Annotated in this window: 12 protein-coding genes; 4 read left to right on the forward strand and 8 right to left on the reverse strand. The window is 50.2% G+C overall.

The annotated features are described in order from the left end of the window. Positions 1–5: 5 nt before the first annotated feature. Positions 6–1,271 (forward strand): glucuronide uptake porin UidC, encoded by a 1,266-nt coding sequence (gene uidC / locus ACJHX7_RS04675; RefSeq protein ID WP_097465856.1) that lies wholly within the window; start codon positions 6–8, stop codon positions 1,269–1,271. Positions 1,272–1,315: 44 nt separating this feature from the next. On the opposite strand, the gene ACJHX7_RS04680 is transcribed toward uidC, so the two are convergent. After that, entirely contained in the window at positions 1,316–2,824 is a 1,509-nt protein-coding gene (locus ACJHX7_RS04680; RefSeq protein WP_001043343.1) for a YdgA family protein, read from the reverse strand. Positions 2,825–2,924: 100 nt separating this feature from the next. Next, on the reverse strand, positions 2,925–4,100 hold the full coding sequence (gene manA / locus ACJHX7_RS04685) for a mannose-6-phosphate isomerase (protein ID WP_001170654.1): 1,176 nt from the start codon (positions 4,098–4,100) through the stop codon (positions 2,925–2,927). 198 nt (positions 4,101–4,298) lie between these two features. Between manA and fumB the strand changes: the two genes are divergently transcribed. Together fumB and fumC are read left to right on the forward strand one after the other, a co-directional pair. Beyond that, complete coding sequence (gene fumB / locus ACJHX7_RS04690; RefSeq protein ID WP_000066639.1) at positions 4,299–5,945, forward strand: class I fumarate hydratase; 1,647 nt, start codon at positions 4,299–4,301, stop codon at positions 5,943–5,945. Between the two features lie 142 nt (positions 5,946–6,087). After that, positions 6,088–7,491 carry a class II fumarate hydratase gene (gene fumC, locus ACJHX7_RS04695; protein ID WP_094029650.1) on the forward strand — a complete coding sequence of 468 codons (1,404 nt, stop codon included), beginning with the start codon at positions 6,088–6,090 and terminating at the stop codon, positions 7,489–7,491. Here the strand turns inward: fumC and tus are convergent. From tus to rstA, 3 genes are all read right to left on the reverse strand, one after another. Further along, a complete protein-coding gene (gene tus, locus ACJHX7_RS04700; RefSeq protein WP_094029651.1) occupies positions 7,488–8,417 on the reverse strand; it encodes a DNA replication terminus site-binding protein in 930 nt (309 codons plus the stop codon). The two genes, fumC and tus, sit on opposite strands and share 4 nt — an antisense overlap. Positions 8,418–8,492: 75 nt before the next feature. Then, a complete protein-coding gene (gene rstB, locus ACJHX7_RS04705) occupies positions 8,493–9,794 on the reverse strand; it encodes a two-component system sensor histidine kinase RstB (RefSeq protein WP_094029652.1) in 1,302 nt (433 codons plus the stop codon). A 3-nt stretch (positions 9,795–9,797) separates the two neighbouring features. Further along, positions 9,798–10,517, reverse strand: coding sequence for a two-component system response regulator RstA (gene rstA, locus ACJHX7_RS04710; RefSeq protein WP_001298660.1), 720 nt, complete (start codon positions 10,515–10,517; stop codon positions 9,798–9,800). Positions 10,518–10,645: 128 nt separating this feature from the next. Here rstA and ACJHX7_RS04715 point away from each other — a divergent pair, with 128 nt between their 5' ends. Next, complete coding sequence (locus tag ACJHX7_RS04715) at positions 10,646–10,981, forward strand: GlpM family protein (protein WP_000524861.1); 336 nt, start codon at positions 10,646–10,648, stop codon at positions 10,979–10,981. Here ACJHX7_RS04715 and folM read toward each other — a convergent pair. The 3 genes from folM to ydgH form a co-directional block, all read right to left on the reverse strand. Continuing rightward, positions 10,978–11,700 carry a dihydromonapterin reductase gene (gene folM, locus ACJHX7_RS04720; RefSeq protein ID WP_001552898.1) on the reverse strand — a complete coding sequence of 241 codons (723 nt, stop codon included), beginning with the start codon at positions 11,698–11,700 and terminating at the stop codon, positions 10,978–10,980. The genes ACJHX7_RS04715 and folM overlap by 4 nt on opposite strands. 36 nt (positions 11,701–11,736) lie before the next feature. Next, on the reverse strand, positions 11,737–13,119 hold the full coding sequence (locus ACJHX7_RS04725; RefSeq protein ID WP_000412379.1) for an amino acid permease: 1,383 nt from the start codon (positions 13,117–13,119) through the stop codon (positions 11,737–11,739). A gap of 185 nt (positions 13,120–13,304) precedes the next feature. Then, positions 13,305–14,249, reverse strand: a complete 945-nt coding sequence (gene ydgH / locus ACJHX7_RS04730) for a DUF1471 family protein YdgH (RefSeq protein WP_000769322.1) — start codon at positions 14,247–14,249, stop codon at positions 13,305–13,307. Positions 14,250–14,252 lie beyond the last annotated feature (3 nt).

Below are 14,252 nucleotides of genomic sequence, written 5' to 3' on the forward strand. Positions count from 1 at the left end.
CAACTATGAGAAAAATAGTGGCCATGGCCGTTATTTGCCTGACGGCTGCCTCTGGCCTTACCTCTGCTTATGCGGCGCAACTGGCTGACGATGAAGCGGGACTACGCATCAGACTGAAAAACGAATTGCGCAGGGCTGATAAGCCCAGTGCTGGCGCGGGAAGAGATATTTACGCATGGGTACAGGGAGGATTGCTCGATTTCAATAGTGGTTACTATTCCAATATTATTGGCGTTGAAGGCGGGGCGTATTATGTTTATAAATTAGGTGCTCGTGCTGATATGAGTACCCGGTGGTATCTTGATGGTGATAAAAGTTTTGGCTTTGCCCTGGGGGCAGTAAAAATAAAACCCAGTGAAAATAGCTTGCTTAAATTAGGTCGCTTCGGGACGGATTATAGTAATGGTAGCTTACCTTATCGTATTCCGTTAATGGCTGGCAGTTCGCAACGTACATTACCGACAGTTTCTGAAGGAGCATTAGGTTACTGGGCTTTAACGCCAAATATTGATCTGTGGGGAATGTGGCGTTCACGAGTATTTTTATGGACCGATTCAACAACCGGTATTCGTGATGAAGGGGTGTATAACAGTCAGACGGGAAAATACGATAAACATCGCGCACGTTCTTTTTTAGCCGCCAGTTGGCATGATGATACCAGTCGCTATTCTCTGGGGGCATCGGTACAGAAAGATGTTTCCAATCAGATACAAAGTATTCTCGAGAAAAGCATACCGCTCGACCCGAATTATACGTTGAAAGGGGAGTTGCTCGGCTTTTACGCGCAACTCGAAGGTTTAAGTCGTAATACCAGCCAGCCCAATGAAACGGCGTTAGTTAGTGGACAATTGACCTGGAATGCGCCGTGGGGAAGCGTATTTGGCAGTGGTGGTTATTTGCGCCATGCAATGAATGGTGCCGTGGTGGACACCGACATTGGCTATCCCTTTTCATTAAGTCTTGATCGTAACCGTGAAGGAATGCAGTCCTGGCAATTGGGCGTCAACTATCGTTTAACTCCGCAATTTACGCTGACATTTGCACCGATTGTGACCCGCGGCTATGAATCCAGTAAACGAGATGTGCGGATTGAAGGCGCGGGTATCTTAGGGGGTATGAACTATCGGGTCAGCGAAGGGCCGTTACAAGGGATGAATTTCTTTCTTGCTGCCGATAAAGGGCGGGAAAAGCGCGATGGCAGTACGCTGGGCGATCGCCTGAATTACTGGGATGTGAAAATGAGTATTCAGTATGACTTTATGCTGAAGTAAGAAAAAACGCCGGAGAGAAAAATCTCCGGCGTTTTGGCTGTGAATTACTGCTGCGGAATAGCGGGTACAGCCGGTACGTTTAATGCCGGCATCGCAAACATCCCAACAAAATCTTCCAGTGGCATTTTCTGCCCGTTTAACGTTATCTGACCGTTAGCATATTGCAGGCTGGTGGTGATGGTATTGTCCTGCAAGGTGGTCAGACGGAACATCTGCCCCATTGCTGACGCACCTTCAACTTGCTGTTTCGCCAGTTTTTTCGCTTGATCTTCCTGATAACCTTCCAGCTTCGCTACCTGAGTCATCAACTCAGTTGCCATATCCACCGGAATGGTTAGTTTCGCATCCAGAGATTTAACCGAGCGGTCTACTTCCTGCGCCAGCGTTTGCGGCGCTTCTTTAGTCGTTGCCGGATCTTTCAGGAACAGCGACAGATTCAGCGCACTTTCACCCTGACTGTTTTTCCAGCTTAGCGGCGCGATAGTAATCACCGGATCGCCTTTCAACATCAGCGGCAGGGCGCTAAAGAAGGCTTCCGTCACTTTCTCCTGATAAAGTTCGGGATTGTTGGCAATTTCTGGCTGTGCCAGCAGCGCCTGAGTTTGCGCGTTATATTGCTGGCTAAACTGATGCCAGGCTTCACCATCAATCTGGCCGACTTTTAAAGTCAGCTTGCCGCTGCCCAGATCCTGATTCTGTACCTTCAGGCTGTTTAGCGAGTAATCCAGTTGGCTATTGATCGTTTTACCGTCATTGACCAGATCCGATTTACCGCTGATCTCCATGCCTTCCAGCAGTGCCAGTTCTTTGCCTTCCACTGAAATGGTCATTTTTTCCAGTGACAGTTTTTGGTTTCCTACGCGCTCACCAAAACTTGCCAGCGTGCTGGAACCGTCGGTTTTCAGATTATTAAAAGTCAACTGCACTTTCTGGTTGTATTCGTTAACTGCGTCTATCCGACCACTTTGCGCCTCTCCGGAAAGGGAGATAGCTTTGCCGTCTCTGTCCGCATTTAACTGGAACTCGCCGCCGCTAAAGGCGACTTTTTCATCCTTTTGCTCGTAATTCAGCGGCTTGAGCGAAATATCGGAACTGGAATCTCCGCTGTAACCAATGCGGGAGTTAATCTCAAAAGGCGTTTCACCTTTTGCCATATCAAACAGTGGCTTGCTAACTTCGTTATTAACCAGCGTGGTTTGAATTGATGCCATCGACGGGATCAGGTTCAGTTTTTTTAGCTGGGCAAGGGGGAAGGGACCATGATCAACCGATTCGTTGAAGATGACGCTCTGACCGCTTTTAATCCACGGATTTTCTTTCCCGGCAATGGGTTTCACCAACAGTTGCAGCTGACTGCTGAATACGCCGCGATGATAGTTTTGATAACTCACTTCCAGGTTGGATTCAGGAGCGGTCAGTTTGAGTTGCGCGTTCGCCTGCGCGACCATGTCTTCGAGATGGGTTTCAATCTTCTTGCCTGTATACCATGCGCCGCCTGTCCAGACTACGCCTAGCGCAACAATGACGCCTACCGCTACCAGCGATTTATTCATAATGATTATCCATAAAATGAAATCAGGCGGACTGGCCGCCTGAAGGTGTTATAAGCCTTTAATAAGCTTAGCAAGAGATGTTAATTTTTTCAGTAAGCTCTTACAGCTTGTTGTAAACACGCGCTAAACGGCCGTGGCCTTTGACAGTCACCGGTGATTCGTTGGCGGCAATAAACGCTGATTCACCCGGTTTAAGCTGTAACTGCTGAGAACCTTTACACAGCGTTGCATCGCCTTCGACGCAGAACAAAATGGCGGCACTCTGCTGGCTGATGTTGGTTTCTTTATCACTAAGATCATGCAGCGAGAAGGCAAAATCATCAACAGGAATCGGGAAGTCCAGTTCTGCACCTTGTTTCACCGGCTGGGTCAACAACTGGTTAGCCGGTTTGGCTTCGAACTTCACATTGGCAACCAGTTCCGGAATATCAATGTATTTAGGCGTCAGACCCGCACGCAGCACGTTATCGGAGTTCGCCATCACTTCCAGCGCCACGCCTTGCAGGTAAGCGTGCGGTGTTTCAGCGAACAGGAACATCGCTTCGCCAGGGTTCAATTTCACCACATTCAGCAATAGCGGGGAGAACAGACCGCTGTCTTCCGGGTAAAATTCAGAAATTAAACGAATCGTTTGCCACGGTTCACCCTGCTGGCTGTCGAGGGCCGATTTTAAAATCGCCAGCGCGCGGGATTTTTCTTCACCCTGCATATTCAACAGGCTGGCGAACAGTTCGCTTAAACGTTCGGCATCAGGCTGTTGTAAAAAGTGAGCAATCGCCGGATGTGCACCTGCGACCGGCTGGAGCAGGGAGACAATCTCGGAAAACTCACGAAACGCGTTCATCGCAAGGAAAGGCGTCAGCGCAAAAACCAGCTCCGGCTTGTGGTTAGGATCTTTATAGTTACGCTCGGCGGCATCCATCGGAATACCTGCGGCATTTTCTTTGGCAAAACCGATTTCAGAATTGCGTTTGTTTGGATGAACCTGAATGGAGAGCGGCTGTGCTGCGCATAATACTTTGAACAGGAAAGGCAGTTCGCCAAAGCGTTTGGCAACGGCATCTCCCAAAAGAGTCGCTTTATCACTCTCAATCACATCACGCAGTGAAACGATATCTCCGGCGGCATTCTGCACCCGTGAACTGCTTTTCGGATGTGCGCCCATCCACAGCTCGGCCATCGGCTGGCTGGACGGATTTTCCATACCATAAAGTTCAGTCAACGCCGTTTTGCTGCCCCAGGCATAGTTTTGCACTGAGTTAATGAGTTTTTGCATGATCAATCCCTGTTTTAATGTGGAAATTAATCCCGCTATTAAAGCAAGAATCCTACGGGAAGTAACCTGGAGCCGCAAAAAGTCGTACTAGTCTCAGTTTTTGTTAAAAAAGTGTGTAGGATATTGTTACTCGCTTTTAACAGGGCAACGGAACACCCGCCCAGAGCATAACCAAACCAGGCAGTAAGTGAGAGAACAATGTCAAACAAACCCTTTCATTATCAGGCTCCTTTTCCACTCAAAAAAGATGATACTGAGTATTACCTTCTAACCAGCGAACACGTTAGCGTATCTGAATTTGAAGGGCAGGAGATTTTGAAAGTCGCACCCGAAGCGTTAACTTTGTTGGCGCGTCAGGCGTTTCATGATGCGTCATTTATGCTGCGTCCGGCTCACCAACAACAGGTGGCCGACATTCTGCGTGACCCGGAAGCCAGCGAAAATGATAAATATGTGGCGCTGCAATTCCTGCGTAACTCCGACATCGCGGCGAAAGGCGTTCTGCCAACCTGTCAGGATACCGGCACCGCGATTATTGTTGGTAAAAAAGGGCAGCGTGTATGGACCGGTGGCGGTGATGAAGCGGCGCTGGCACGCGGTGTCTATAACACTTATATCGAAGATAATCTGCGCTACTCGCAAAACGCGCCGCTGGATATGTATAAAGAGGTGAATACCGGCACCAATCTACCAGCGCAGATCGATCTTTATGCCGTTGATGGCGACGAGTACAAATTCCTCTGTATCGCCAAAGGTGGCGGTTCGGCAAACAAGACGTATCTCTATCAGGAAACCAAAGCGTTACTAACGCCGGGGAAACTGAAAAATTACCTGGTTGAGAAGATGCGCACGCTGGGTACGGCGGCCTGTCCTCCGTATCATATTGCGTTCGTTATTGGTGGAACTTCTGCAGAAACGAACCTTAAAACGGTGAAACTGGCTTCCGCTAAATACTATGATGAACTGCCAACGGAAGGGAATGAGCACGGACAGGCGTTCCGCGATGTGGAACTGGAAAAAGAATTGCTGATCGAAGCGCAAAATCTTGGTCTGGGTGCGCAGTTTGGCGGTAAATACTTCGCTCACGACATCCGCGTGATTCGCCTGCCACGTCACGGCGCATCCTGCCCGGTCGGTATGGGCGTCTCCTGTTCTGCTGACCGTAATATCAAAGCGAAGATCAACCGTCAGGGGATCTGGATCGAAAAACTGGAACATAATCCAGGAAAATATATCCCGGAAGAGCTGCGCAAAGCGGGAGAAGGCGAAGCGGTGCGCGTTGACCTTAACCGTCCGATGAAAGAGATCCTCGCACAGTTGTCGCAGTATCCCGTTTCTACACGCTTATCGCTGAATGGCACGATTATCGTCGGTCGTGATATTGCTCACGCCAAACTGAAAGAGCGGATGGATAACGGTGAAGGGCTGCCGCAGTACATCAAAGATCATCCGATTTACTATGCGGGTCCGGCCAAAACGCCGGAAGGCTATGCCTCCGGTTCTCTTGGCCCAACGACCGCCGGACGGATGGATTCTTATGTCGATCAACTGCAAGCGCAGGGAGGAAGTATGATCATGCTGGCGAAAGGCAACCGCAGCCAGCAGGTGACGGATGCCTGTAAAAAACACGGCGGTTTCTACCTCGGTAGTATCGGTGGTCCGGCAGCAGTATTGGCGCAGGGAAGTATTAAGAGCCTGGAATGTGTTGAATATCCGGAACTGGGAATGGAAGCCATCTGGAAAATTGAAGTGGAAGATTTCCCGGCGTTTATCCTTGTGGATGATAAAGGAAATGACTTCTTCCAGCAGATACAACTCACACAGTGCACCCGCTGTGTGAAATAAACAGAGCCGCCCTTCGGGGCGGTTTTTTTACATGGCACGAAAGACCAAACATTTGTTATCAAATAGTAAATAATGAGTGAGCTAAAAGTTGCTTAACGAAAGCAAAACAGAAAGAAAAAATTAATCAGGTGAGGAGCAGGCCATGAATACAGTACGCAGCGAAAAAGATTCGATGGGGGCGATTGATGTCCCGGCAGATAAGCTGTGGGGCGCACAAACTCAACGCTCGCTGGAGCATTTCCGCATTTCGACGGAGAAAATGCCCACCTCACTGATTCATGCGCTGGCGCTAACCAAGCGCGCAGCGGCAAAAGTTAATGAAGATTTAGGCTTGTTGTCTGAAGAGAAAGCGAACGCCATTCGTCAGGCGGCGGATGAAGTACTGGCAGGACAGCATGACGACGAATTCCCGCTGGCTATCTGGCAGACCGGCTCCGGCACGCAAAGTAATATGAACATGAACGAAGTGCTGGCTAACCGGGCCAGTGAATTACTCGGCGGCGTGCGTGGGATGGAGCGTAAAGTTCACCCTAACGACGACGTGAACAAAAGCCAAAGTTCTAACGATGTCTTTCCAACGGCGATGCACGTTGCGGCGCTGCTGGCGCTGCGCAAGCAACTCATTCCGCAGCTTAAAACCCTGACACAGACACTGAATGAGAAATCGCGCGCATTTGCCGATATCGTCAAAATCGGTCGAACCCACTTGCAGGATGCCACGCCGCTAACACTGGGGCAGGAGATTTCCGGCTGGGTAGCGATGCTCGAGCATAATCTCAAACATATCGAATACAGCCTGCCGCATGTAGCGGAACTGGCTCTTGGCGGTACAGCGGTGGGTACTGGACTAAATACCCATCCGGAGTATGCGCGTCGAGTAGCAGATGAACTGGCAGTCATTACCTGCGCTCCGTTTGTTACCGCGCCGAACAAATTTGAAGCGCTGGCGACCTGTGATGCCCTGGTTCAGGCGCACGGCGCGTTGAAAGGGTTGGCTGCGTCACTGATGAAAATTGCCAATGATGTCCGCTGGCTGGCCTCTGGCCCGCGCTGTGGAATTGGTGAAATCGCAATCCCGGAAAATGAGCCGGGCAGCTCAATCATGCCGGGGAAAGTGAACCCAACCCAGTGTGAGGCATTAACCATGCTTTGCTGTCAGGTGATGGGGAACGACGTGGCGATCAACATGGGTGGCGCTTCCGGTAACTTTGAACTGAACGTCTTCCGTCCGATGGTGATTCATAATTTCCTGCAATCGGTGCGCTTGCTGGCAGATGGCATGGAAAGTTTCAACAAACACTGTGCAGTGGGCATTGAACCGAATCGTGAGCGAATCAATCAATTACTCAATGAATCGCTGATGCTGGTGACTGCGCTTAACACCCACATTGGTTATGACAAAGCCGCCGAGATCGCCAAAAAAGCGCATAAAGAAGGGCTGACCTTAAAAGCTGCGGCCCTTGCGCTGGGGTATCTTAGCGAAGCCGAGTTTGACAGCTGGGTACGGCCAGAACAGATGGTCGGCAGTATGAAAGCAGGGCGCTAATCTGCAACATACAGGTGCAGCCGTGGAATGATCAAACGAAGCGGCTGCGCCTGTGGTTTATAACGGTGTTGCACATTGTCGGCATCGTAATTTAACAACTCCCCAACGTCCGGCACGCCCGCGCCATTATCCCGATTAATCAGCGCAATAAGCGGTGTAGGGCAAGCGTGTTGTACTTGTTTTTGATCTCCCTTGTACCAGACGCGGGCAATCGGCTGCACCTTCACCGGACGTTTGATTTTTAACTTCGCGTCCTGTGGCAGGGCAGCGATATCCTGATATTCTCGCTCCAGTTTTCTTTGCCACTCCTCGCGCGTCCACGGTGCGACACTGCGCGGTGATTTCAGGCTTTTTTCCAGCTGTGCCAGGACTTCATCACGATGCAAATTCTTAATGATATGTTTATTGGCCCAGCCAAAACGTAAAGTGGCGGGGTCGTGCAGAACAGTGAGCGTGCGGTAAGCATTAAGGGTGATCAGCCCCGGCAAATGACGATGCACCCATTCAAAACGCGCCGCTGTGGGAAGTTCTGACTCAACCGTGACGATATGCTCGAACGTAGTCTTGAGTTGATTGATGTGCTGAATATGACTGACCAACGCTGCTTGCGAAAGGTTATCGACCTGGTAACACAACACGCCAGGTAGACGAACAGCGGCCTTGCTGCTGCGATTTTCGGACTGTTGTTGAATAAATAAATGGCGGAAATGACGCAACGCCAGCGACTGCGCGTCGTTGCCGAGATGTTGTTTTACCTCAATACGATTAAGCGGATTATGCTCATCCTCTTTTTTTACCTCCGGCAAAGAGAACACGCGGGCAACCAATAGCTTGTGTTGCTCAAGATGAGCGGCAAATGCAGCCAGCTCTTGTTCCATCTGGCGAAAAGTAGTGTTGAGTCGGTCTACGAGATCGTAACGCGCCATAATATTAACCACTTTAGTTACAACATCCTTATTTTATAGCACAATGGTGGTGACTTGACCACCGTGCGCATAGTGTCAGGCAGAGGTAAATTGCGGGATGTTATGCCATAACGGCCAGCTGAACGAGAAGCGGGCACCACCCAGTTCGCTGGTGTCACAATTAACCGTACCGCCCATTGCCAGTGCTATAGAGTGGACAATGGCCAGCCCCAGCCCGCAGCCGCCGGTTGAGCGATCCCGGCTGGGATCGAGGCGAACAAAAGGTTCAAAGATATGTTCGCGGTTTTCTGGGGCAATCCCTGGGCCATCATCCTCAACAATTAATGTCGCTCTATTCCCCGACAGTAGCAGGCTGGTTTCAACCGTTGAATGACAGTAGCGCAGGGCGTTATTGAGCAAATTATCCAGCACACGCTCCATTAAGCGCATATCCAACGCCGCATAATGGCCTTGCGCGAGCGTTTTTATCCGTACCGTTTTATTGGGCGTTACTGCCTGAATGTCTGCCAGATGCGTTGACAGCCACAACGGCAGGTCTGGTTCGCTAAGATGAAGCTCGTTTTGTGGGCGATCGAGTCGGGCATAAGTCAGCAGCTCTTCAATTAAAGCTTCAAGTTGACTGATATCGCGGTTCAACGCCTGGGATTCGGCGGCGCTCAGGTTATCGCTCATCTCCAGTCGATAACGCAGGCGCACTAACGGTGTTCGCAGTTCGTGAGCGATACCGTCAATAAGCTGTTTTTTGCTGGCAATCAAGGCGTTGATATTGTCCGCCATCTGGTTAAATGCAACACCAAGTCGTTCAAAGCTCGAACCCTCATCAAAGTGGATACGTTCATTGAGATGCCCATCGCCAAATCGTTGCGCCGCTGCTTCCAGTTTTAACATATCCTGCCAGTGCGGACGCATCCAGATAAACACCGGAAAGGCGAGGGAAATGGCAATAAAAGCGATCAGGGCGATATCCAGCAATCGCATCTGATGGAGGTAATAAAGATAAGGAACAGGACCAACTGCCAGCACGTAGTGGCTGCGCGGGATACGTTGCAAAAAGGTGTACTGATCGTCCAGAGCGACAATTTCGCCGCCACGCAGCCGGTGCATGGAAATATCATCAAGATGGTATTTACTCAGCGGCTCGACACGCAGATCGAAAGAGAGATTTAAATCCATCTCTTTCAGCGTATTACCCCAGTCGTGTGGGGGGATCTCACGCAATTCGCTGCGCATCAGATACAGCGAACTGTTCATCAAATCATCCAGCGACTGTTTGCCTGCGCGTTCGGCGGTAAATTTGTACACCAGCCCGACCAGCAGAGACATCACAAGGAAGCAGACAAACAATAACAGGTAAAACTGGATAAACAGTTTTTTCATCGCTTATTCCCACGCATGAGGCGCAAAAAGATAGCCTTTGTTACGCACGGTTTTAATACGATAAGGTTCTGCGGCGTTATCGAGCAGTTTTTTTCTTAACCGCGAAATAGCCACGTCCACGCTACGATCCAGACCGTCATAACTGACGCCGCGTAAATTTTTCAGCAATGCATCGCGGTCCATGATTTGCCCGGCATGGGTAGCTAATTCCCACAATAATTCGAAATCAGCTGTCGAGAGCGAGATTTCAGTGTTAGCCAGGGTGACTACGCGGTTGATGGGATCGATGGTCAACGTGCCGAAATGCAGGGCTTTGTAGGGAGTCAGAGACGTTTCCTGAATACCTTTGGTCACTGTAGCTTGCTCATTCTGACGCAAATGCAAACGTAAACGCGCTAGCAAAACAGCAGGGGGCGTCGTTTTGAGAATATAGTCGCAGGCGCCCATTTCCAGTGCCAGGATGTGGTTCATATCGCTATCGAGAGAGGTTAGAAGAACAATCGGTCCGGACCACTTTGCGCGTAAATCACGACAAATGGTCATGCCGTCCTTGCCTGGTAGCATGATGTCGAGTAACACCAAATCCGGATTTTCTCGCAGAATAGTTTCTTCGGCCCGGTCGCCGCGCGGCTCTACGGTAACCTGCATATCATGTTTTGCCAGGTACGCAGCAATCAGTGCACCGACTTCCGCATCATCTTCCACAAATACGATAGTGTTCATAACATTCACGGTAGATATAAAAACGTCACAATACACCGCACTGTTTTTACTTACTATCAATCGTTTCTAAACAAGGTTTCATCAGGTATTCTACTGATGACTTGTTATGGAAGTGTTAAGGTAAAAAGATGGGGCTGGTAATCAAAGCCGCGCTCGGTGCGCTGGTAGTGCTGTTGATTGGTGTTTTAGCAAAAACGAAAAATTATTATATCGCCGGGCTGATACCACTTTTCCCGACCTTTGCGCTTATCGCGCATTATATTGTTGCCAGCGAACGCGGCATTGAAGCCTTACGCGCAACCATCATTTTTAGTATGTGGTCGATTATTCCCTATTTTGTTTACCTGGCGTCGCTGTGGTATTTCACCGGAATGATGCGCTTGCCCGCCGCTTTTGTTGGTTCTGTTGCGTGTTGGGGGATAAGCGCATGGGTGTTGATTATATGCTGGATAAAGCTGCATTAACGCAGATGACGACCGCCATCAAGAGGGAAACTGCGTCCGGTGACAAAGCAGCTGGTAAGTAAGTAATCGACCAGGTCGATCACTTCTTTCTCGCCAGGCGCGGTTTTCATCAGTGATTTATTCAGCGCCTGTTGTCGATATTCGGCATCATCATGTTCATTAAACAGGATCAGCGATGGCGCAATAGAATTCACTTTCACTTCCGGTGCCAGCTTGCGGGCAAACGAGCGAGTCATATTATCCAGTGCCGCTTTGCTTGCAGCATAGGCAATATGTTTGTCGCTACCGCGCTCCACCACATAATCGGTAAAGTGAATGATATCGCTGGCGGCGTGTCCGTGCCCACGCAGTAATCTTTCCAGTGCATGGTTGAGCAGGTATGGGGTATTAACGTGGATCTGCATCATGCAAGCCAGTACGTCGGTCAGTGGCGCTCCCGGTTTTTCCGCCATCCACGCGCTGGCGTTATGCAAAATAGCACGCAGACCATGGGTGCTTTTTAGTACTTCATCGGCAAACGCCATCACACCGTCGTTGGTCGAAAAATCAGCCTGAATACACTGCGCACCTGCTTTAATCAGTCCATCAATGGCGGGATAGTGCGTCCGATAGCTGACAATCACCGGTTGCTTTTGATTAATGAAATGCCATGCGAGGGCGAGGCCGATGCGGCGACCTCCGCCAGTAATTAATATTGGCAAGGGCTGGGTTTTACCCATCGTGATCTCCTTTGCTATCCAACGATGGGATGAACGTTATCCCACCAGCATCCAGGTCGCCGGAACTGAGGCAATTAACAGCATGCCAATCAGCACCATTTCCTGACGATTCAGTACATTATCATGGGTATGCGTTTTACGCGCGTACAGGAAAACCAGCAGCCCCGGCGCATACAGAACAACGGATAACAGCAAGTGCATTGGACCAGAGGCGTACAGTAACCATAAGCCATAAATGCAGGCACCGACACCTACCGCCTTATGCAGTGGACGGGTTGCGATTTTCAGCAAGAACGCGCCGACCAGGAAATAGGGCACCAGAATCATTTCTGAGGCGATGGTCAGCAACGTGTTGTAATCGGAACCGGTCAGCCAGATGAGTACCAGACAAATTTGCACGCAGATGTTGGTCAACCACAGTGAGGCGGATGGCGCAGCTTGTGCGTTCTGGCGCGCAAAAATGCGCGGGAATGCTTTATGGGTGGCTGCAAGGAACGGAACTTCTGCTGCCATGATGGTCCAGCTTAAGTACGCGCCGCAAACGGAAACGATCAAACCGGCTGCGATGATGATTTCGCCCCATGGTCCCATCATTTCCACCATCAGACCGGCCATTGACGGGTTACGAATTTCAGCCAGTTCAGGACGTGCCACCACACCCAGCGAAAGCAGCGTTACCAGCAAGTAAACGCCCAGAGCGGAGAGAACCGCCAGCAGTGTCGCTTTGCCAACATCACGTTTATTACGCGCACGCGCAGAAACAACCACGGCACCTTCCACACCAATGAAAACCCACAGGGTGATCAGCATGGTGTTTTTCACCTGTTCCCAAACGGGTACGCCAAGTGCAAGTCCGGTGAAGTCGAGCTTGAAGGTATCCAGTTTGAACATCATCATCGCCAGCACAACAAACAGACCCAGCGGCAACAATTTTGCCAGTGTCGCCACCAGGTTAATGCTGGCAGCGGTTTGCACCCCGCGCAGGATCAAAAAGTGAACAATCCACAATAAAGCCGATGCACCGACTATCGATTGCCAGGTATTACCATCGCCAAACAGGCGCAATTCCGGCGTGTCCGTAAAAAAGCTTAACGCGGAAAAAACGATCACCAGATAGGAGACGTTGGCGATGACCGCGCACAGCCAGTATCCCCATGCGGAACAAAAGCCGATTAGCTCGCCAAACCCTTCGCGGGCATAGGTAAAGATACCGCCGTCAAGTTCGGGACGAATGCGCGTGAGGATCAGCATGGCAAAGGCCAGTAATAAAATACCAGCACCAGTAATACCCCAGCCGATGAGCAGTGCTGCCGGGCTGGCAACTGCCGCCATATTTTGCGGCAGACTGAAAACACCCGCGCCCAGCATTGAGCTTAATACCAGCGCGGTGAGTGCGCTCAGTCCCAGTTTCTTTTCCATCGATATCCAGTGATTAAAACGTGATAAGAAGAATAAATATTAGGGCAAAACGCATAAAAATGGAGTTTGCCACTGAAGCGCCGGATTTTACGAAGAGATGTGTCTGCATGCAATGGTCGCGGGGAAATTTGTGACTAAAAATGCGAAAGGCGGCATCAAGCCGCCTTATAGGAGTAACTGAATAGTTATTTATACAGATCTGCGCTGACGGTCAGGTTATTACCACGTTCCTGCCACTGGCGGGTGATGTGGTAATACTTAGCACCTTTCTTCGCGGCACGTTTCGCAACCTGATAGGAGACTTCGGTCATGTTGCCGTAGTTGCCAGAGAATTTGATGCTGTCGAACGGGACCATCATCGCTGCGGTCGCTTTGTTCAGTTCTTCGACTTTAGTGCCATCCGGGAGCGTGACGGTGTAACGCCCGCCTTTTGATGACTGGGTTTCAAAGAAGCGACCGACTTCAGAACTTGGTGATGCGGTAGTCGCAACACCCGGGATCTCAACTTTCTTCGCAGCTTCGCCACCGGCAGCCAGAGCTGCACGTCCTGCTTCGGAATCTGCCGGGATCACATCCGGGCTCTGGACGATACGTTTCTTAGCATCTTTTTTATAGATGAATGCAGTAATACGCTGGTTGCCGCCCTGGTTGGCATCGATTTGACGAACGATGTAGAAAGAGTAGGCACCTTTCGCTTTTGCTGCTTTGGTGATGGCATCATTGACTTCTGGCTGGCTACGATAGAAGCCCTGGACGGTGACCGTGTCAAACGGTTCAATCAGAACAGCCTGATCTTTCGGCAGTTCGACAACACCGTTAATTACGCGATTACTTGTTTCTTCTGCTTTTTCAGCATCGGCTTTATAGAGGTCAGCGACCACACGCCAGTTACCGCTGTTACCAAAATCAGAAGTGTCGACAACATAAAAAGAGGCGGCACCTTCTTTATCTGCGCGACGAGAAACGGCTTTCACCGCTTCGCCAATAGCATTAAAACGACCGGTAACCACTACACGGTCAAAAGGTTTAACCGCTGCCGCTTGCTCCGGTGTCAGTTCTGTTGCTGCGTTAACGGAGAATGCCGTAGCAGAAAGCAGTGCCGACGCCAGGAGGGTGTTCTTAAGCTTCATAAA

Source organism: Escherichia sp. WS1451 (assembly GCF_046487365.1).
Classification (GTDB): domain Bacteria; phylum Pseudomonadota; class Gammaproteobacteria; order Enterobacterales; family Enterobacteriaceae; genus Escherichia; species Escherichia coli.